Below are 19,732 nucleotides of genomic sequence, written 5' to 3'. Positions count from 1 at the left end.
CGATGGGCGCCGACCGGCTCGACGAGGTCCTCGACGCCGCCTACGACTGCCTGACCAGGTACGGCGTTCGGCGCACCACGATGGACGACATCGCTTCCACGATGGGCGTGTCCCGGTCCGCGGGCCACCTCTGATCTTGGCCAGTGCTCTGCCCTTCAGGGCGGGGGCGGAGGCCATCTCAGAACTGCGGACGTGCAGGTTGTAAACGACGTGGCACCCGGTGCGCATATCAGGATTAGGGTTCCATCGGGGTGGGATAGGCCAACCGCAGTAGAGTGATCGTGATGAACGAACTTGTCTGGGAGAAGCGGCAGTTCGGGCATCGTGCCCGGCTGGCGCTGACGCCTGCACAGGCCCGGCTCATCGACGACCAGGCGCACGCGGCCCGCACCATGTGGAACTGCCTGCACGACTGGTGGACGATGCTCCCCAAGGACAAGCGTTCCCTGGCCGCCGCCGATGCGGCGATCCGCCAGGCCCGCAGGGAGATCGACTGGCTCGCCGTGCTCCCCGCCCAGGCCGGGCAGGCGGTGCTGAAAACATACGTCCAGGCGTGGAAGAACTGCTGGGACCGGCGGGCGGACGAGCCGAACTTCAAGGCCCGTTTGCGCACCGTCATGTCCGTCGACATCCCGCAGGGCCGCGATCTCCAGATCACCCGTGTGCACCGCCGTTGGGGCATGGTCAACATCCCCAAGGTCGGACGTGTCCGGTTCCGCTGGACCAAGGATCTCCCGGTCGGCAAGCTCGCCAACAGGGAGAACCGGATCACCGGGGCGCGGTTGGTCAAAGATGGACTCGGATGGCATATCGCCTTCCGCGTCCTGACTCTGGAATCTAAGCCTGAGCCGCACACGGGCCCTGAGATCGGCATCGACGCCGGGGTCAACCTTCCCCTTGCCCTGTCCGATGGCAACCATCAGGATCACGGACGGCTCGCCCGGCTCCCGGATGGCACCGCCGACCGGGACAAGTGGCTGAACCCGGATGAAAAGGCCAAGCTGCTCCGCCTCGAACAACGGGCCGCGCACCGCAAGTCCTTCCGCAAGCCGAAGGAGCGCATCTCCAACCGGCTGAACCACACCTACGACCAGATCAAGCAGCTCCGCGCAAAAGCCACGCGCCGAGTCATTGACTGGCAGCACAAGACCACAACGAACCTCGCCCGCACCTACGGCACGGTCGTGGTCGAACAACTCACCATCACGAACATGGTCAAGTCGGCCAAGGGCACTTGCGAGAACCCCGGAGTCAACGTCGCGCAGAAGTCCGGCCTGAACCGGTCCATCAGCCAGGAGGCATGGGGCCGCACCGTGACCATGCTGACGTACAAGACCGGCCGCCACGGCGGCACCCTCGTCAAGGTCCCCGCCCCTGGCACCTCCCTGCGTTGTTCAGCCTGTGGGTTGACCACAGCGGGCAGCCGGGAGGGCCAGGCCACGTTCGTGTGCAAGAACCCAGACTGCGGCTGGTCCGGCAACGCCGACTGGAACGCAGCACGGAACATCTTGCACCTGTACAGGATCGGCCTCGTGGCGATCCCGGCTGCCGGAAGGGCAGTCGTCAGGCGCACCCGTGGCGCCAAGCCCGCCACCGCAAGGTAGGTGGGAATCTCCTTCCTGAGCTTGCGAAGGGAGGAGAGCACTTCAACAGTACGTACGCAACAAGGACGTGGACGTCAAGGACGCAGGACGACGCCTTCCGCCGGCTCGCGGGGCGTCTGCACACGCAGGCGCTGGAGCGGGCCCGGCGGGCGGCCGCCGCCGAGGACACCCCCGTGGCCGAGCGCGTCCGGGGTGTCCTGGCCGCCAAGCTCGACCTGGTGCTTCGCCTCGCTGGGGACTCGCCGCACTCCGCCGAGCTGCTCGATGCCAAGGCCCGGTTGTTCGGCGACACCTTCCACACGTTCACCGCGGATCTGCGCCGGCTGCTGACCGACCTGTTCACGGAGGCGGGCACCCCCGCCGCCGTGGAACCCGCCGAGGCCGCGGACATCTGCATCGCCCTGGTGGTCGGCCTGGAGTCGGTGTCCGACGCGCCGCAGTTGTTCACCCCGGCCACGGACGCGCTGCTCGCAGGGCTCCTCACCAGACCCGTATCTGAGTGCACCTCGCGGGTGACAACGCGCGGCGGGGCGACGTCCGGATCCGCGACGCACCCCGCCTGACTGGCCACACTGTGCCGACCGCAGGCCACCGCCGCGCTCTCCCCGCCCCTGACCTCCCGCTCGACACCCGCCGGGCACCCCCTCGCAGGAGCCCCCTCGTGACCGACATCGAAGACCTCGTCGCCCGCCTCCACGCCACCTTCGCCAGTGGCCGCACCAAGCCGCTCGCCTGGCGCAAGGAGCAGCTCACCCGCCTGCGCGCCATGTTCACCGAGCACCGCGGTGACATCGCGGACGCCCTGTACGCCGATCTGCACAAGCCGCGCGCCGACGCCTTCGCCACCGAAATCGACTTCCCCGTAAGGGAGATCGACCACACCCTGAACCATCTCGACGAGTGGCTTCGCCCCCGGCCCGTGGCGTCCGGCGCCCTCGCGGGACTGCCCGACGGTTCGGCCGCCGGAACGCAGTACGACCCGCTCGGCACCGTCCTCATCATCGCGCCCTGGAACTACCCGGTGCAGTTGCTGCTCGTGCCGCTCGTGGGCGCGCTCGCGGCCGGCAACACCGTCGTCCTCAAGCCGAGCGAGGTCACCCCGGCGACGTCCGCGCTGATCGCCCGACTGGTGCCCGAGTACCTCGACAAGGAGGCCGTCGCCGTCGTCGAGGGCGGCATCCCGGAGACCACCGAGCTGCTCGCCCAGCGCTGGGACCACATCTTCTACACCGGCAACGGCATGGTCGGCCGCATCGTCATGCGGGCCGCCGCCGAGTACCTCACCCCGGTCACCCTCGAACTGGGCGGAAAGTCACCGACGTTCGTGGACCGCGACGTCAATCTGAACCGTGTCGCCGAGCGCCTCGCGGGTGCCAAGTTCCGTAACGCCGGGCAGACATGTGTCGCCCCCGACTATGTGCTGACCGACCCGGAGACCGCCCCCGCGCTCGCCGCCGCGCTCGCCAAGGCGGTCGAGGGGATGTTCGGCACCGACCCGCAGACCTCGGACGCGTACGGCCGCATCGTCAACGAGCGGCACTTCGACCGGGTGTTGGCACTGCTCGACTCCGGGACGACGGCCTTCGGCGGGCAGACCGACCGCGACGACACCTACATCGCGCCGACCGTCCTCACCGGCGTGAAGCCCGACGAGCCGGTCATGCGCGAGGAGATCTTCGGTCCCGTCCTGCCCATCGTCGAGGTCGCCGGGCTCGACGAGGCCATCGAGTTCATCAACGACCGCGACAAGCCGCTCGCCCTCTACGGCTTCACCGAGAGCGAGGACACCCGGCGCCGTCTCGCCGACGAGACGTCCTCCGGCGGCATCGGATTCGGGATGCCGATGGCCCACCTCCGCGTCCCCGAGCTGCCGTTCGGCGGAGTCGGCGAGAGCGGTCTCGGCAACTACCACGGCCCGCACTCCATCGCGACGTTCAGCCACCGCAAGGCCCGGCTCGACGTACCGCTGGGCTGAGTCCTGCCGGGCGGGGGCGGGTCCCGGCGGCCCACCCTCTCGCAGCCGCGAGCCGTGAGTCTCAACTGCCTCGCATACGCCAGTGTGTGGCAGTCATGTGGAGTTTGCCCGCACCGTGTGCCCCGCCCGCCTCCCGCGCCCTAGGCTCCCCGGTTGATCAACTCAATCCGTGCGCCGGGAGGCACCCCCATGGCAGAACAGAGCCGTTCGCCACGCGAGCCCGTAGAAGAAGCCGCACAACCTGGAAGTCCCGGCGGTCCCGGACGGCGCAGGGTCCTCGCGTACCTGCTCGCCGCTCCCACGCTCGCCGTCGGCGCGCGCCTCGGCCTGGACGCCGTGGGCGGCGAGTCCGCCGAGGCCGCGGTGCCTTCGCTGCCGCAGCCGGAGGAGCTCTTCGACCTCGGTGACATGCAGACCCTGGCGGCGGCGCCCACGTCCGGTCTCATCTCCGTCCAGGTGCACGCGGACGGGACGGCGTCGTTCGCGGTCCCGCGCGCCGAGGTGGGCCAGGGCATGACGACGGCGGTCGCCATGATGATCGCCGAGGAGATGGATCTCCCGCTGGCGAAGGTACGGGTGTCCCTGGCCGACGCCCGCCCGGAACTCCTGATGAACCAGCTGACCGGCGGCTCCAACTCGATGCGCAGCATCTACCTCCCGGTGCGCTCGGCCGCGGCCGTCGCCAGACAGCGGCTCGTCGCCACGGCCGCGCAGCAGTGGGGCGTACCGGAGTCCGAACTGACCACGCGGGACGGCGTGATCACGCACGGAGCCGCGAAGAGCGCGACGTACGGCTCGCTCGCCGAGGCCGCCGCCAGCGCGCGGACCGTCACCGCCTCCGCCCACCTCAAGTCCGCGTCCGACTTCACGATCCTGGGCACACCGCAGAACCGTATCGACGCACGGGACATCGTGACCGGACGCAAGAAGTTCGGCATGGACCTTCACGTGTCCGACGCCAAGCCGACGATGGTGCGCAGGCCGCCCACGGTCAACGGCACGGTGGTCTCGGTCGCGAACGCCGACGCCGTCAGGAACATGCCGGGCATCACCGATGTCGCCACCGTCGAGCACGGTGTCGCGGTACGCGGCGAGACGTTCGGCCAGTGCATCGACGCACTGCGCGCGCTCGAAGTGACCTGGGGCCCCGGCACCGTGGACAAGGAGTCGGACGACACCGTCCTCGCCAAGCTCAGAGCCGCGGCGCTGCCCATGGTCGTGCCGCCGCTCCTCACGAAGAAGATCGACGCCGAGTTCAGCTTCGCGTTCGCCAGCAACAGCCCGCTGGAGCCGGACAACGCGATAGCCGACGTGCGCTCGGACCGCGCCGAGATCTGGGCGAGCCTCAAGGTCCCCATCGTGGCGCAGCGCGACATCGCCGACCGGCTCGGGCTGCCGCAGACGGCCGTCACGGTCCATGTGGTGGAGGGCGGCGGCTCGTTCGGGCGGCACCTCTTCCACGACGTGGCCGCCGAGGCCGCCGAGATCTCGCAGAAGATGGGCAAGCCGGTCAAGCTGTCGTGGTCGCGGACCGACAACTTCCGGCAGGGCAGGACCCATCCGATGTGCGTCTCGCGGGTGCGCGCCACCTACGCGCTCGGCAACGTCGTCAGCTACGAGCAGCGCCACACCAGTTCGCAGACCGACTTCGGGCACGGGCTCGGAGAGATGATCACGTCGACGGCGGCGAAGCTGCCCGTGGCCGGCAACCTCACGTTCGCCGAGACCATCTTCCAGCTGACCCAGTCCACGCCGTACAACTTCGGTGTCACCACGCAGCTCCTCAACGAGGTGCCGCTGAAGTTCAACACCGGCAGCATGCGCAACATCTACTCGCCCAATGTGGCGTGTGCGCGCGAACTCGTCGTCGACCAACTGGCCGCGAAGATGCGCAAGGACCCCGTCGCGTTCCGCCGCGAGTTCCTCAAGGAGGAGCGCCTGCGCGCCGTCCTGGACAAGGCGGCTGAGGCCGGGGAGTGGGGCAGGGCGCTGCCCGCCGGTGTCGCGCAGGGGATCGCGCTGCACACGGAGTACCGCGGCGCGGTCGCCTCACTCGTCGAGATCGACTGCCGGCCCGAGACGGTGAACCGCAAGGTCAGGGACGGTGTCACCGGCCCGCGCGTGACCCGCGCCCTGATGGTCGTTGACGCCGGGTTCGCCATCAACCCCCGCGGTCTTGAAGCCCAGATGATGGGCGGGATGAACGACGCGCTCGCCATGGCGCTCACCTCCAGCCTGCACATCAAGGACGGCATCCCGCTGGAGGGCAGCTGGGACGAGTACTTCTACACGCGGCAGTGGAACACTCCGCCCCACCTTCGGGTCATCGTCATGCCGTCCACCGGTGACAAGCCGTCAGGGGCCGGCGAGCTGGGTGTCGCGCCCGCGTTCGCGGCCATCGCCTGCGCCTACGCCCGTGCCACGGGCACGCTGCCGACGAGCTTCCCGATCAACCACGCCACCCTCTCCTTCGACCCGCTGCCGCTCGAACCGTCCACACCCCAGTCCCCCACCGACGGTCTCGACCGCGCTTTCTGAGGAGCCCCGCCATGCCCAGTCACACCTTCAAGCTCAACGGCGAGCAGATTACGGTCGAGGCCGAGGACGACGTACGGCTGCTGTGGGTTCTGCGCGACCTGCTCGGCGTCACGGGACCCAAGTACGGCTGCGGCCTCGGCGTGTGCCAGGCCTGTACGTCGCACATCAACGGCAAGGCGTTCAACCCGTGTTCGGTGCCGGTGTCGAAGATCGCCCCCGACGACGAGGTCACCACCATCGAAGGGCTGCCCGCCACCGTGGGCAAGGACCTCCACCCGATGCAGGAGGCCTGGCTCGACCTCGACGTCGCGCAGTGCGGGTACTGCCAGCCGGGCCAGATCATGACAGCGGTCGCCAAGGTCCGGCGTGCTGCCGAGGACGGCCGCGACATCACCGACGCGGACCTCGACGAGATCCGCAACATCTGCCGCTGCGGCACGTACACCCGCATCCGCGAGGCGATCAGGGCGGGCGCCAAGAACATGTGAGGAACCGCAACGCCGGCGGCCGGCTACTTCAGCGGCCGCGGCGGCGCGGGTCCCCTGCCGACGTCGCGTACGAGGTCCAGGCCGAGTACCCGGTCCACGTACGCGAAGGTCTCGAAGAGCGCTCCGGCCGGGGCGTCCCCCGAGTGCTCCAGGCGGTGCAGCGTGCGCAGCACCCCGGGCAGGTCGAGGTCGTCCTCCAGGCAGTCGCGAATGCTGTCGCGGGCAGGTCCCGGCATGGGCCGCGAAGGGCTGTCCGCCCAGGTGGCCACTGCGTGGCGCCAGCGCAGCAGCGTGTGATGGGCGACGGACACCGACGCGGGATCCAGGCTCAGCGTCTCGGTGCGCGGCTCGGTCATCAGGGTGAGGCGCAGGGCCAGGGGGTCGTCGGCCCTGTCCGCGACACCGTCAGCGGCGTGGGCGTCGGCGACACCGAGCCGGATGACGTCCCCGTCCGCCTCGTCCGGTGCTTCCTCGCTCCGGCTCAGACGGACGGCGAACGGCCCGCCCAGCTCACCCACCACGCCCCGCTCGTCGCCGTGGGCGGCGGCCGGGTGCATGCCGAGTTCGGCGGCCCGCACCTGGAGCGCCGCGCGTCGCTCGTCGGTCCCGTCCGGGCAGATCAGCCCCGTGTACGCGATGGTTCCCGACAGTTCCAGTACGCGGGTCAGGACGTCGGCGACGAGCATCGCCCGCACGTCGGAAAGCCCCTCGCCGCCCTCGGGAAGGGCCACCGGCACGCCGATGCGCACCACGCTCCGGTGCATCACCGGAGCGACGGGAAGGCCCGAACAGGCATCGACGAGGCGCAGCATGGCGCGAAGCCTATGCGCAACTCCCTCCGCCCGCCGAGACGTGCGGCCGAATCGGGACCTCGCGCGTCGCGGATCGGAGGTCCACGACCGGCGTTCAGACTCAACTGACGTACATCACAGGCGTGTTGTCCGGCCTGTCACCTGTGGCGGACCCTGTGACTTCGGAAGCCGGTGACGGCCAGCAGGAGTACGGCCGCGGCCTGGATCGCGGCCACCACCGCGATCAGCACAGGGATCGAGATGTCGTAGAGCACCCCGGTCAGCGCTCCTCCGGCGAACGCGGCCACACCCACGACCGCGGCGAAGACACCGTACGCCGTCGCCCTGCGGCCCGGCGCGACAAGAGCGGCCACGACCGCACGCAGGGTGGACTCCTGCACACCGGTCGCCGCGCCCCACACCAGGGCGCCGAGCACGACCGGCGCGAGGGAGTCGGTGAACGCGAGCGCGGGCACGGCCGCCGAGAGGACCGGCAGGACGATCAGCACGCGTGCCCCGACCCGGTCGTACAGCCACCCGGTCGCCAGTGCCGCCAGCGCGTCGACGGCCATCGCGGCCGCGTAGAGCAGGGGGACGGCGGCGGTCGGGACGAGCCCGCGCGCGACGAGATGGAAGGAGAGCACACCGAACGTCGCGAAGCCGGTCATCGTCGCGGCGGTGAAGGACGCGTACACCCAGAAGTCGCGCGGCAGTCGGGCGCCGGGATGCAACTTCTCGCTCTTGGGTGCGACCGCGCGTTCGTAGGCCGCCGGGTCGGGAACCTGGCGCCGCAGCCATACGAGCAGGGCGAGTACGGCGACGCCGGGCACCGCGAGGACCGCGAGCGTGGGCCCGTAGTCGTCGCCCGTCAGAGCCAGCATCCCCGCCACCGTCAGCGGGCCGAGCAACGCGCCCACCTGGTCCAGTGCCTCGTGCACCGCGAACCCCTTGCCGAGCCCGGTGGCCGCCGCCGCGTGCGAGAGCAGCGTGTCCTTGGCGGGTGAGCGCACCGCCTTGCCGACCCGCTCGGCGATGACGAGCGCGCAGGCCGCCCACAGCACTCCGGTCGAGCCGAGCGGAGGGACGCTGGCGACGGTCAGCGCGTAACCGGCGATCGCCCACCCCCAGAACCGGCCGCTGCGGTCGGCCAGCGGTCCCGAGCCGAGGCGCAGCAGGAGCGCCGCCGCCTCGCCCGCTCCCGTCACCGCGCCGACGACGGCCGCGGATGCGCCGAGCGAGGCGAGGAGCGGGCCGGTCACCGAGCGGGCGCCCTCGTAGACGAAGTCGGCGAGGAGGCTGACCACGCCGAACCAGACCACGAACCGCCAGGGCCTCATCGCTGTCGCCTCTTGGGTCATCCGGCCTCCTCCCCGCCGTCTTTCGGGTGCGTCGGCGGCGCCCCGGCCGATGATTCCGCGCCGCGTGGGGAGTCTCCCCTTCGACACCACACTCAAGAAGGTGGACCGATGACCAGCTTGCAGGACATTTTCGCGCCGCACGTCCGTGACGGCTCGCTGCCGGGGGCGGTGGCGCTGGTGGCCCGTGATGACCGGGTCGAGGTGGAGACCGCCGGCTCGACCGCCCTCGATGGCGGCTCCCCGATGACCCGGGACTCGATCTTCCGGATCGCCTCGATCACCAAGCCCATCACGGCCGCCGCGGTGATGATGCTGGTCGACGAGGGACGGATCGCGCTGGACGACCCGGTCGACCGGTGGCTTCCCGAGATCGCGAAACCGGTCGTGGTCCGCACACCGGACGCTCCCGTCGACGACGTGGTCCCCGCGGCCCGGCCGATCACGGTGGCCGATCTGCTGACGTTCCGCGCGGGATGGGGCTTCCCGTCCGACTTCTCGCTGCCGGCGGTCCAGTCCCTTTTCGGCCTCCAGAAACACGGCCTCTCCCCCCAGCACGTCCCGGCGCCCGACGAGTGGATGGCGCGTCTCGCCCGTATCCCGCTGCTCAACCAGCCGGGTGAGGCGTGGCTGTACAACACGTGTTCCGACATCCAGGGGGTGCTGATCTCCCGTGTGTCGGGGAGCGCGCTGCCGGACTTCCTCGCCGAGCGCGTCTTCGAACCGCTCGGGATGACCGACACCGGATTCGAGGTACCGGCCGGCAAGCTGGACCGGTTCACCACGTCCTACCGCCCGCGCGCGGAGGGCGGCCTCGAACCGGCGGACACGCCGGACGGACAGTGGAGCAGCCTGCCCGAGTTCCCGTCCGCCGCGGGCGGGCTCGTCTCGACCGCCGACGACTGGTACGCCTTCGCCAGGATGCTGCTCGCGGAGGGGGTCGCGGGCGGCCGGCGGCTCCTGTCGTCCGACGCGGTACGGCAGATGACGACGGATCACCTGACGGCCGCCCAGCGCGAAGCCAGCGGCCTGTTCACGGAGGGCCAGGGCTGGGGCTTCGGCGGCTCGGTCGACGTGGCACCCAACGATTCCTGGAACGTCAGGGGCCGCTACGGCTGGGTCGGCGGCACCGGGACCGCGGCGCACCTCGTCCCGTCCACGGGCGCGGTCGGCATCCTGCTCACGCAGGTGGAAATGACCGGTCCGACCCCGCCTGCGCTGATGCGCGACTTCTGGCGGTACACGGCCGCCGAGACCGCCTGACCGTCGGACGCCCGCCTACGAGACGACCTTCGACACGCGCACCCCACACCGCTCGGCGAGACCTTGGACCCTGGATACCGCCCCCTCGCGTGGTACGGCGAGTGGCTCGCCTCGCGGTGACGGGCCGGGTGTTCAATGCCCGATCGAGTCGATCAGCTCACGCGCTCCCTGGCGCAGCAGGGCCACGGCGACCGAGGTGCCGAGGGTGGCGGGGTCGAGAGGGCCGGCCCACTCGTGCGCGTTGAGCACGGTCTTCCCGTCGGGGGTGAACACACAGGCCCGCAGCGACAGATCACCGCTGCGCTCCGCCCTGGCGAACCCTGCGATGGGGCTGTTGCAGTGCCCCTGGAGCACGTGGAGGAACATGCGCTCCGCACTCGCCTCGCGATGGGCGTCGGGGTCACCGAGCCCCGAGATCGTGTCGATCAGATCGGTGTCGCCCTCACGGCACTGCAGAGCCAGGATCCCGGCGCCGATCGGCGGGCACATGACCTCGGCCGACAGGATCTCCGTGATCACATCCGTACGACCGATGCGTTCGAGGCCGGCGGCGGCAAGGAGGAGCGCGTCGGCGTCGCCCGCCGCGAGCTTCTCCAGGCGCCGGTTCGCGTTGCCGCGCATCGGCACGCACTCGAGGTGCGGGTACGCGGCGGCGATCTGGGCGATGCGGCGCACGGAGGAGGTGCCGATCCGTGTGCCGGAGGGGAGTTGATCAAGCGTCAGGCCGTCCGGGTGGATGAGGGCGTCCCTGATGTCGTCCCGCTTGAGGAACGCGGCGAACACCGTTCCCGCGGGCAGGGGCCGGTCGGCGGGCACGTCCTTGACGCAGTGCACCGCGAGGTCGGCCTCACCGGCGAGCAGCGCGGCGTCGACCTCCTTGGTGAACGCCCCCTTCCCCTCGACCAGGGACAGGTCGCCCATCCACTTGTCACCGGTCGTCTTGACGGGGACGACCGTCGTGCGGATCTCCGGGTGCAGGGCGGCCAGTTCGGCGCGTACGCGCTCCACCTGGGCCAGCGCCATGGGCGAGTCGCGGGAGACGATACGGATCAGTTCAGGGGCGGACATGGCCCCAGGATAGGGGGTCATGTCCGCCCCGCCCGCGTGACGTGTTCAGCCGGCGGGCGTGAACTTGTCACCCGTCACCGTGACCTGGCGCCCGGCCGCTGTGTCGGTCGACGTGCTGCTCAGGCAGCTCCCGGACGCGGGGTCGGTGACGGTCGGGAGGCTTCCCGTGTACGTGTTGCCCCCCTCCTTCCCTACGGGCTTGCCGTAGGTGACGGTGACCTGCTGCGAGCAGCCCGCCGTCAGATACGGCTCGATGAACCCCTGGTCGGCGGCCTTGAACCGGCCGGACGCGACCGGGAGCCTGAAGCTGCCGATGTGTGCGACATCGGCGCCGGTCTCGGTGTCGACGACCTCACCGTTCATCAGCTGCGTCGTACCGTCGTCGCTCACCCGCGAGAGCTCGACGGCGTACATCGTGCCCTTCGTGTAGGGGAATTGGACGGCGCAGCTGACGCCGGCTCCTCCGTCGGCGCCATACGTGCAGTGGCTGTCCGTGGTGGTGGCGTTGGCGTTGAAGGAGCTGAAGATGGCCTGGAGAGTGGGCTTTCCGTTGACGGCCGGCTTGGGCTGGAAGCCCGCGTACGGCCGGGTCCCGCTCTCCAGGGTGGTGTAGTACGCGAAGTAGATGCCGGACGCGTCGGGTGCCGACTCGAACGACATCGGCAGGGTCAGTTCGGTGACGGGCGTCGGTGCGCCCGTCGTCCAGCGGACGGTGGGCGTCGAGGCCCAACTCTCGCCCGCCGCACCCAACGTGAGCAGTACGGCGGCTCCGGCGGCTGTGGCCAGACGTTGCGGCTTCATCGTCTCTCCTCGGACTCGGTGGTGTGCGGGCTGCGCGACAGCATGTAAGCGTTTGCTATGCACTCGCAAGAGGGCTCGGAATGTTTCTGCCTTTTACTATGGCGGCGGCGATTTGACGGGTAGTAACCGCTCACATCGAAGGGGCGGGCCCGCACGCCCCGCACCGGCACACGAGAGGCGAGAAGTCCGTGGATACGAGCCAGGCCCGGCACACCGACGGCGACATCACGGTCCGCAAGGCAGGGGCCGAGTTCATCGACCGCCTCGCGCCCCTGTGGCTCGCGCTGCACGCCCATCACCAGTCCGTGCAGCCCGGGTTCACCTATTTCCCCGACGGGAGTTCCTGGGAGCTGCGCCGCGAGTGCTACCGGCGCTGGATCCTCGACGAGGGCTCGTTCGTCCTGCTCGCCGAACGGGACGGGCAGCCTGTCGGCTACGCCTTCGTACAGATCGAGGAGGGTCCCGACGACACCTGGGTGACCGGCGACCGCATCGCCGAGCTCCAGACGCTGTCCGTCCTTCCGGCCGAGCGCGGCCATGGCATCGGCACGCTCCTGCTCGACCTGGTCGACGCCGAACTGGACCGCATGGGCGTCGCCGACCTGATCATCGGCACACTGGCCGCGAACACCGGGGCGCAGCGCCTCTACGAACGCCGCGGTCTGCGCCCCGTGTTGGTGTATTACGCCCGGTTCGGCGCCGACGACGCGAAGCCCGCGTAGGAACTCATCCCTCGCTCGGCCGTGCCCGCACGTGGAGCCGTTCGCCCTGGGGGCCGAACAGGGAGAGGAACTCGACGGGGTACGTACCGGCGTTGGCGAAGCCGTGCGGGGTGCGCGTGTCGAATTCGGCGGCCTCGCCGGCCGTCAGGACGAGGTCGTGCTCGCCGAGGGCCAGATGCAGGCGGCCGGTGAGCACGTAGAGCCACTCGTAGCCCTCGTGCGTCTTCTGTTCGGGCCGCACGCCCTCGCCGAGTTCGCGCACCGGCATGATCTGTTTGTAGGCGTGCAGGCCGCCGAGGTGCCGGGTCAGCGGGATGAAGGTGTGGCCGTGGCGGGTGATGGGGCGCGGGTGGATGCGGGGGTCGCCCGTGTCGGGGGCGCCGACCAGCTCGTCGAGCGCCACGTGGTGGGCCTTGGCCAGCGGCAGCAGCAGTTCCAGCGTGGGCTTGCGCTGCCCGGACTCCAGGCGCGAGAGGGTGCTCAGTGAGATCCCGGTCTCCTCGCTCAGCTGGGCCAGGGTCGTCCCGCGCTCGTGCCGCAGGGCGCGCAGCCGCGGCCCCACGCCGGCCAGGACCGGGGTGAACTCGTCGTCGCTCATGCCTCGATTTTGCTCTTACGGCAAAGAACTTTGTCAATCGGGACGGGGTCGGCGCAGTCTCGGTGGCGAATGGAGGCGATCCCCATGAGTGATCACCTGAGCGAGCAGGTCAGCCGGCAGACGAGGCAACGGATGGAGCCGACGATGAGTGTTCACCCTTCGCAGGACGAGCAGCGCTACGACGTCGTGGTGATCGGCGGTGGAGCCGCCGGGCTGAGCGGGGCGCTGACCCTGGGGCGGGCGCGCCGCTCGGTCCTCGTGATCGACGCGGGTGAGCCGCGCAACGCCCCGGCCGACGGCGTGCACAACTACCTGGGCCGCGAGGGCACACCCCCCGGCGAGCTACTGGCCACCGGCCGCGGGGAGGTGCGCCGGTACGGCGGGGAGATCGTGACGGGCCGCGTCGCCACGGCCGAGCGCGACGGCGACGGATTCCGGGTCGTGCTCGACGACGGCGGCGAGGTGCGGGCCGCCCGCCTCCTGGTCACGACGGGCCTGGTGGACGAGCTGCCGGAGGTGCCCGGCCTTGCCGCACTGTGGGGCTCGGACGTCCTGCACTGCCCGTACTGCCACGGCTGGGAAGTCCGCGACCAGGCGGTCGGCGTCCTCGGGACGGGACCGGCCGCGGTGCACCAGGCCCTGATGTGGCGGCAGTGGACCAAGAGCGTCACCCTCTTCCTGCACACGGCGCCCGAGCCCGGCGACGAGGAGTACGAGCAGCTCGCCGCCCGCGGCATCAGCGTGGTCGACGGCACGGTGAGCGCGCTGGAGAGCGAGAACGGCCGGCTGGCGGGGGCGCGCCTGGAGCGCGGGACGCTCGTGCCGGTCCACGCGCTGGTGGTCGCGCCCCGGTTCACCGCGCGCGCCGGCTTCCTCGGCTCCTTGGGGCTCGAAGCGTCCGCGCAGGAGATGAACGGCATGGTGATCGGCACGCGCGTCCCCGCCGACCCCACCGGTCGCACTGCCGTACCGGGCGTGTGGGCGGCGGGCAACGTCACCGAGCTCACCGAGCAGGTCATCGGCTCGGCCGCCGCGGGACTGCGTGCGGCCGCGGCCATCAACGCGGACCTGATGGCGGAGGAGACCCGGGACGCCGTAGAAGCGCGGCGCGCCGACTTCTCCGATGTGTCAGACGTCTCCGGCTTCTCCGACTTCTCCCCGGAGGCCGAACGCCGGGTGTCCGAGCGGGTTCTCGGCAGCCGGCGTCACGGCCTGTGACGCGGGGAGGCCTCCTCTGGCCGTACGACTTGAGCCGCACGTCGGCGTAGTGCGGCGCGCGTCCCGTCGTCCACTAACCCGGCCTCGGCGGCGGCCCGGTCGGGGGCCTTGAGCGCGAGTGCGCGAAGCCGAGGTCGCGCGCGAGGAGCCGGTACTCATCGCTCAGGAGCGAGCGGGTCTGCAGGGGGTTGTCGTCGCCGAGTACGACGCGCCCCGCTCCGTGGGCCGCCCGGCGTGACCGGGTCAGCCGCCGCCCAGCCCACCCTGCGCCGCCACCATCGTCATGCCGAGGCCGCCGATCGCCTTGCCCAGGCCGGGGGCCACGGCGTCGAGGCGTCCGGTCAGTTTCTCGATGCGTTCCTTGCGGGCGTGGGCGTCCGCGCGGGAGACGACCGACCGGATGCCGCCGGCGGCGGCCAGGGCTACCAGCGCGGCGTCGGCGGGCGCGATCAGCGTGGCGGGCTCGGTGCCGTGCAGGAGCCCGGTCGCCGTTGCCTGGAGCGAGGTGACGGCGGACGCGTCCCGCACCGTCACCTCGCGCCGGGACCGGCCGAAGGACCTCTTCTCCTCGACGGCAAGCACTCCCTGGGCGACGAGCCGGTCCTCGACCGCGAGCAGTGTCTCCTTGCGGTCGTGCCTGATCCAGGACTTCCAGCCGCGCCGGTCGCGCGCGACGTGGTCGAGCGTCAGGTCGAGGACCGGATCGCCGGTCGGTCCCGGCTCCGCGACGGACACATCGCCGTGGGAGGCGACGAGGTTCCCCCGGATCGCCAGCTCGGCCAGGACGGCGGCCCGCAGCAGGAACCCGGTCCTCGTACGGTCGTAGAGGTCGTGGGCGGGGGTGTCGTAGGCCGTGAGGTAGATCCGGCCGTACAGGGTCTGCGTCATGACCTCGACGCTACGACGATGACGACCGGAAGTGATCCCCGGCGGGTGGAACGGCGCCGGGCACGACGGATGAGTGGGCCGGGCGCTCGTCCTGACGGATGAGTCACGCCACCGGGGTCGCCGGCGGACGTCAGGCGCTCTCCTTGACGTAGGCCTCCAGCTGGTCGACTAGCTCCATCGGGTGACTCAGCGCCGCCAGATGCCCGCCCGGTACCTCGTCCGGAATGATGCCGAGCCGGTCCTCCGCCACCCGGCGCTGGAAGTCGGCGGGGAAGAAGCGGTCGTCGCGGCCGGCCACCACCCGGGTTTCCACCGCCGGCCACACGTCGAGGGTGAACGGTGTGGCGAAGGCCGCCTCGGACTCGTCCTGGTTGTGCTCCGCCGACGCGTCGATCTGAGCCTGCGACAGGTCGTGCAGGAAGTACGTCTCCAGGTCGGTCTCCGCGTCGGGGTCGCGGCCCTCGCGCGCGTCGTTCGCGCGGCGGGCCGCCTCCTGGCCGGTGTTGGCCCACCACTCCCCCGGTGTCTCGCCGGGCCGCGGGATCATCCCGTTGACCAGTACGAGGAGCGACACGGGCAGGCGGGGGCAGACCAGCGGCGCGGTGAACCCGCCGAGGGACTGCCCCACGACCACCAGGTCGGTCCGGTCACCGACCGCGTTGACGACCGTGTCCACGTACTCCGGAAGACCCGCCCGGGGATCGTCCCCCGGGAGGTCCACGGAGACGACGTCGCGCCCCCGGCGGCTCAGTTCGTCACTGACTGCGTGCCAGTACCAGGCCGAGCCGCCGGCTCCGGGGATCAACACGTACGTGGTCATGGCGCACCCTCCACGATGGGACCGTCCGTCGTCTGTGGGACCGTCGCCGTAACGACTGTCCTCTCTCTGACTGTCGTTCCCCGCGGAACTCACCGCATGTCGACGGGCCTCTCCTTGGACTCGAACGGGAAGCGGCGGCGGAAGTCGTCGGCCGCGTCCTCCAGGGTGCAGAAGGAGACTCCCTCGTGGGCCGAGACGTAGTCGATGAAGCGTTCCAGCATCAGCAGCACCTGGGGGCGGCCCGAGACGTCCGGGTGCAGGGTCACCGGGACGACCGCGTAGTCGAGCTCGCGGTGGACCCAGTCGAACTGGTCCTTCCAGTCCTGTTCGAGCGCGCGCGGGGACACATAGCCGTGGCTGTTGTGGGAGTGCTTGTTGAACATCATGGGCGGGAGGTCGTCCACGTACCAGTTGCCGCAGAACTCGACGAGGTCGACCTCGTGACCGTGGATGAGGGGCTTCATCCAGTCCTTCGCCTGACCGGAGTAGTCGATCTTCGTCCAGGAGTCGCCCACGCGGGCGTAGAAGGGGGTGAAGTCCCGGTAGTTCTGGGAGTGGTCGTAGGAGAAGCCGTACTTGTGGAGCAGTGCGGCGGTGGACTCGGACATCTCCCACCAGGGGGCGACGTAGCCCTTGGGCCTGCGGCCGGTGAACTGCTCGATCAGTTCGACGGACTTCGCGAGGACGTCCTCCTCCTGCTGGGGGGACATCGCGATGGGGTTCTCGTGGCTGTAGCCGTGCGCCCCGATCTCGTGGCCCGCCTCGACGACCATGCGGGTCTGCTCGGGGAACGTCTCGATCGAGTGGCCGGGGATGAACCACGACGTGCGGATGCCATGGCGCTCGAACAGCTTGAGCAGGCGCGGGGTGCCGATCTCGCCGGCGAAGACGCCGCGCTGGATGTCGTTCGGGGAGTCCTCGCCGCCGTAACTGCCGAGCCAGCCGGCGACGGCGTCGACGTCGACTCCGAGGGCGATCTTGATGTCCTTCATGGGGGCGGCTCCTAGCTCACAGGGCGGTACGGATACGGGCGACGGCGTCGTCGAGCGCGGCGGTGTCGGTGGGCGTCCAGTCGCGTTCGGCCATGCTGTGGACGGAGATCCAGCCGGTCATGGCTCCGCCGGTCTCCACGGGGGCGAGCATCTGGGCCTGCACTCCGTAGACGTCGATGAGGGCCTGCGGTGGGTGGGGGTCCGCCTGGAAGTGGGGCTGAATCAGGGGCCTCCGGTGCTGTTCGAGCCATACGACGGTGTTCAGGTTGCGCTGGTCGAGCGAGGCGTCGCGGCGGATGGGGCGGACGCCGGGGCGCAGCGCCTCTCCGGCGGTGAGGTCGACGTGCAGGCCGAGGTCGGGCAGGTCGACGCGGAACGTGGTGCGGTCGGCGCCGGTCGCGGCGAGGAGGCCGGTGAGCGTGTCCTGGATCAGGGCTCGCAGGCTGCCCGAGCAGAGCAGGTCGCCGTGGCCGGTGAGGCGGGGCGCGGCGCCCGCGAGGTCGAGGGCCTTCCAGAGGGTGACGGTGACCGAGTCCAACACCGGTATGCGCAGGGCCTGTTCGAGGCGTTCGGCCTCCGAGGCGCCGTGCACGTTCGTGCAGAGGACGGCCACCGCGTGCGTGTCGTCCTCGGCGGCCTGCTCGATCTGGCGGGCGACGTGGGCGGCGGGGATCCGGGCGAAGGCCTCGTTGTCGTCCTCGCCGAACGGCTCCGCGAGGGAGCAGGTGATCCCCTCCTTCGCGTACGTGTCGACGATCCGCTCGCACACGTCCTGGGTGTAGGGCAGTGCGAGTCCGAGCCGGGTGACGCCGTACGCGGCGCAGGCGTCGAGGAGGGCGAGCGTGGAGGTGGTGGCGGGGATGCCGGTCTCGGCGGTGATCGCGGCGGCGAGTGCGCGGTCGCGTTCGATGCCGAGCCAGGAACCCGAGGTGCCGTTCCACGCGATGACGTCGACCTTGGCGTCGGCGAGCTGCCGGGCCGCGGCCAGCATCGGGCCGGGGTCGAACTGGGCGTCGCTGTCCCCGTCCAGGGCGATTCGGGTGACGGGGACGCGGGCGAAGTGGGCGGTCGCGGCGTTCGTGCCGTGCAGGAGGGCGTAGGTCTCCGGCTCCAGGGCGGTGTTGGACGAGGGTGTGAGCATCCCGAGGCGGGGAGGTGTGTGACTGGTCATCGGGTGGCGAGCCTCCTGGAGTAGTCGATGACGAGGGACGAGACGGTGAACAGGACGCCGGCGCCGACGAAGTAGAGCAGGGCCCAGGTGTAGGAGCCGGTACCGCCGACGATGAATCCGACGGCGATGGGCGTCACGATTCCGGCGATGTTGCCGGAGAGGTTCATGGCGGCGCCGACGACGCCCGCGTTGGCCCGGCCGCCGAGGATCGAGGGCAGGGACCAGTAGAGGCCGGCCCAGCGCAGGAAGAAGAGCACGACGGAGAGCAGCGCGACCGCGGTCAGGGCGTCGGGGACGAGGACGACGCCGAGGAGCCCGGCGACGACGGCGACGCCCGCGATGCCCATCAGGGTGCGCATCACGCGGTTGGCTCCCGCGCCGGTGGCCTGCCAGCGGTCGGAGATCCAGCCGCCGGTCAGCTCGCCCACGAAGCCCGCGCCGAAGATGGCGAGGGTGGACCAGCCGATGGTCTTGATGTCGAAGCCCTTGGTCTCCGAGAGGTAGAGCGGGCCCCAGGTGAGGATGCCGTAGAAGACGCCGTTGAAGCCCATCCAGCCCAGGCACATGCCCCAGAACGAGCGGTACTTGAGGTAGGCGCCGAGACGGGCGCGGCGGTCGGTGCCGGCGGCGGCGTCCTCGGCGGCGTGGGCGCGGTCGATGTAGTCGGCCTCCGCCGCGTTGACGCGGCGATGGGCGCGCGGGGTGTCGCGCAGGAACCACAGGGCGAAGAAGCCGATGGCCGCGGTGAGGACGCCGGCGACGACGAAGCTGATGCGCCAGCTGCCGGTCCAGGCGATGAGTCCGGAGATGGCGATGCCGCCGAGTGCGGAGCCGAGCGGTGCGCCGCCGTCCATGAGCACGGCGCCGCGGCCGCGTTCCTTCGCGGGCAGCCAGTTGGCGTTGAGTTTGCCGCCGGCGGGCATGACGGGGGCCTCTACCGCGCCCAGGAGCAGGCGGAACCCGAGGAGGGAGCCGACGCCGGTGGCCGCGCCGGTGAGTCCCGTCGCGACGCCCCAGCCGATGCAGGCGCCACCGGCCATGTAGCGGGGCCCGAAGCGGTCGATGAGCCAGCCGCTGGGGATCTGCATCAGGGCGTACGTCCAGAAGAACGCGCTGAGGACGAAGCCGGTGACCTCCTTGGAGAGGTGGAGGTCCTCGGTGATGAGGGGCAGCGCCACGGAGACGGATCCGCGGTCGATGTAGTTGAGGGACACGACGGCCAGGAGAAGGACGAAGACTTTCCAGCGGGTGCGTGTGGGCCGGGCTGCGGGGGCGGGCCCCGCGTCGGCCCCGGTTCTTTCATCTGTGCTGTGTACGGGGTTGACCTGCGACATGGCGGACCCTCGATTCGGCAGACTTCGGGTACGTGCTGACGTGCAACTTCCGCGCTATGGCATACCAAACAATGAAGGGAACCCCAGGGCCTCGTCAAGCGTTTGG

General features: G+C 70.6%; 19 protein-coding genes. 9 read left to right on the top strand and 10 right to left on the bottom strand.

What is annotated here, in order from left to right; genetic code table 11:
- Positions 1 to 2 precede the first annotated feature (2 nt).
- The 6 genes from OG456_RS35925 (at position 3) to OG456_RS35900 (ending at position 6,605) form a co-directional block, all read left to right on the top strand.
- Entirely contained in the window at positions 3 to 134 is a 132-nt protein-coding gene (locus OG456_RS35925; RefSeq protein WP_266568446.1) for a TetR/AcrR family transcriptional regulator, read from the top strand.
- 150 nt (positions 135 to 284) lie between these two features.
- Entirely contained in the window at positions 285 to 1,604 is a 1,320-nt protein-coding gene (locus OG456_RS35920; RefSeq protein WP_266568444.1) for a transposase, read from the top strand.
- A 173-nt stretch (positions 1,605 to 1,777) separates the two neighbouring features.
- The gene (locus tag OG456_RS35915) at positions 1,778 to 2,167 is read left to right on the top strand and encodes a hypothetical protein (protein WP_266568442.1); all 390 of its coding nucleotides are present in this window, start codon (positions 1,778 to 1,780) and stop codon (positions 2,165 to 2,167) included.
- 98 nt (positions 2,168 to 2,265) lie between these two features.
- Entirely contained in the window at positions 2,266 to 3,579 is a 1,314-nt protein-coding gene (locus OG456_RS35910; protein ID WP_266568440.1) for an aldehyde dehydrogenase family protein, read from the top strand.
- Positions 3,580 to 3,768: 189 nt separating this feature from the next.
- Entirely contained in the window at positions 3,769 to 6,117 is a 2,349-nt protein-coding gene (locus OG456_RS35905; RefSeq protein WP_266568438.1) for a molybdopterin cofactor-binding domain-containing protein, read from the top strand.
- A gap of 11 nt (positions 6,118 to 6,128) precedes the next feature.
- Positions 6,129 to 6,605: a (2Fe-2S)-binding protein gene (locus OG456_RS35900; RefSeq protein ID WP_266568436.1), complete on the top strand. Its 477-nt coding sequence runs from the start codon at positions 6,129 to 6,131 to the stop codon at positions 6,603 to 6,605.
- Positions 6,606 to 6,628: 23 nt separating this feature from the next.
- Here the strand turns inward: OG456_RS35900 and OG456_RS35895 are convergent, their stop codons facing one another.
- Together OG456_RS35895 and OG456_RS35890 are read right to left on the bottom strand one after the other, a co-directional pair.
- The gene (locus OG456_RS35895) at positions 6,629 to 7,417 is read right to left on the bottom strand and encodes a hypothetical protein (protein ID WP_266568434.1); all 789 of its coding nucleotides are present in this window, start codon (positions 7,415 to 7,417) and stop codon (positions 6,629 to 6,631) included.
- A gap of 137 nt (positions 7,418 to 7,554) precedes the next feature.
- Positions 7,555 to 8,754: an MFS transporter gene (locus OG456_RS35890; protein ID WP_266568432.1), complete on the bottom strand. Its 1,200-nt coding sequence runs from the start codon at positions 8,752 to 8,754 to the stop codon at positions 7,555 to 7,557.
- A gap of 108 nt (positions 8,755 to 8,862) precedes the next feature.
- Here OG456_RS35890 and OG456_RS35885 point away from each other — a divergent pair, with 108 nt between their 5' ends.
- Positions 8,863 to 10,014 carry a serine hydrolase gene (locus tag OG456_RS35885; RefSeq protein WP_266568430.1) on the top strand — a complete coding sequence of 384 codons (1,152 nt, stop codon included), beginning with the start codon at positions 8,863 to 8,865 and terminating at the stop codon, positions 10,012 to 10,014.
- Between the two features lie 132 nt (positions 10,015 to 10,146).
- Here OG456_RS35885 and hemC read toward each other — a convergent pair whose 3' ends face one another.
- Entirely contained in the window at positions 10,147 to 11,082 is a 936-nt protein-coding gene (hemC, locus tag OG456_RS35880; protein ID WP_266568428.1) for a hydroxymethylbilane synthase, read from the bottom strand.
- 45 nt (positions 11,083 to 11,127) lie between these two features.
- The gene (locus OG456_RS35875; RefSeq protein WP_266568426.1) at positions 11,128 to 11,883 is read right to left on the bottom strand and encodes a hypothetical protein; all 756 of its coding nucleotides are present in this window, start codon (positions 11,881 to 11,883) and stop codon (positions 11,128 to 11,130) included.
- A gap of 188 nt (positions 11,884 to 12,071) precedes the next feature.
- On the opposite strand from OG456_RS35875, the gene OG456_RS35870 reads away from it, so the two are divergent.
- Complete coding sequence (locus tag OG456_RS35870; protein WP_266568424.1) at positions 12,072 to 12,605, top strand: GNAT family N-acetyltransferase; 534 nt, start codon at positions 12,072 to 12,074, stop codon at positions 12,603 to 12,605.
- A gap of 4 nt (positions 12,606 to 12,609) precedes the next feature.
- On the opposite strand, the gene OG456_RS35865 is transcribed toward OG456_RS35870, so the two are convergent.
- Positions 12,610 to 13,203 carry a helix-turn-helix domain-containing protein gene (locus OG456_RS35865; protein ID WP_266568422.1) on the bottom strand — a complete coding sequence of 198 codons (594 nt, stop codon included), beginning with the start codon at positions 13,201 to 13,203 and terminating at the stop codon, positions 12,610 to 12,612.
- 144 nt (positions 13,204 to 13,347) lie between these two features.
- On the opposite strand from OG456_RS35865, the gene OG456_RS35860 reads away from it, so the two are divergent.
- Positions 13,348 to 14,421 carry an NAD(P)/FAD-dependent oxidoreductase gene (locus tag OG456_RS35860; RefSeq protein WP_266568420.1) on the top strand — a complete coding sequence of 358 codons (1,074 nt, stop codon included), beginning with the start codon at positions 13,348 to 13,350 and terminating at the stop codon, positions 14,419 to 14,421.
- A 243-nt stretch (positions 14,422 to 14,664) separates the two neighbouring features.
- Here the strand turns inward: OG456_RS35860 and OG456_RS35855 are convergent, their stop codons facing one another.
- The 5 genes from OG456_RS35855 to OG456_RS35835 all read right to left on the bottom strand — a co-directional run bounded on the left by OG456_RS35855 (position 14,665) and on the right by OG456_RS35835 (position 19,626).
- Positions 14,665 to 15,309, bottom strand: a complete 645-nt coding sequence (locus OG456_RS35855; RefSeq protein WP_266568418.1) for a GPP34 family phosphoprotein — start codon at positions 15,307 to 15,309, stop codon at positions 14,665 to 14,667.
- 130 nt (positions 15,310 to 15,439) lie between these two features.
- A complete protein-coding gene (locus tag OG456_RS35850; protein WP_266568416.1) occupies positions 15,440 to 16,129 on the bottom strand; it encodes an alpha/beta fold hydrolase in 690 nt (229 codons plus the stop codon).
- 89 nt (positions 16,130 to 16,218) lie between these two features.
- Positions 16,219 to 17,121, bottom strand: coding sequence for a polysaccharide deacetylase (locus OG456_RS35845; protein ID WP_266568414.1), 903 nt, complete (start codon positions 17,119 to 17,121; stop codon positions 16,219 to 16,221).
- Positions 17,122 to 17,137: 16 nt separating this feature from the next.
- Positions 17,138 to 18,292 carry a GAF domain-containing protein gene (locus OG456_RS35840; protein WP_266568412.1) on the bottom strand — a complete coding sequence of 385 codons (1,155 nt, stop codon included), beginning with the start codon at positions 18,290 to 18,292 and terminating at the stop codon, positions 17,138 to 17,140.
- Complete coding sequence (locus OG456_RS35835) at positions 18,289 to 19,626, bottom strand: MFS transporter (RefSeq protein ID WP_266568410.1); 1,338 nt, start codon at positions 19,624 to 19,626, stop codon at positions 18,289 to 18,291. Before OG456_RS35835 ends, OG456_RS35840 begins: the two co-directional genes overlap by 4 nt.
- Positions 19,627 to 19,732 lie beyond the last annotated feature (106 nt).

The organism is Streptomyces sp. NBC_01446 (genome assembly GCF_026340095.1).
In the GTDB taxonomy this organism is placed as follows: Bacteria; Actinomycetota; Actinomycetes; order Streptomycetales; family Streptomycetaceae; genus Streptomyces; species Streptomyces aureus.
The sequence above is the reverse complement of the archived record's forward strand: the minus strand, read 5'-3'. Positions and strand labels throughout refer to the sequence as shown.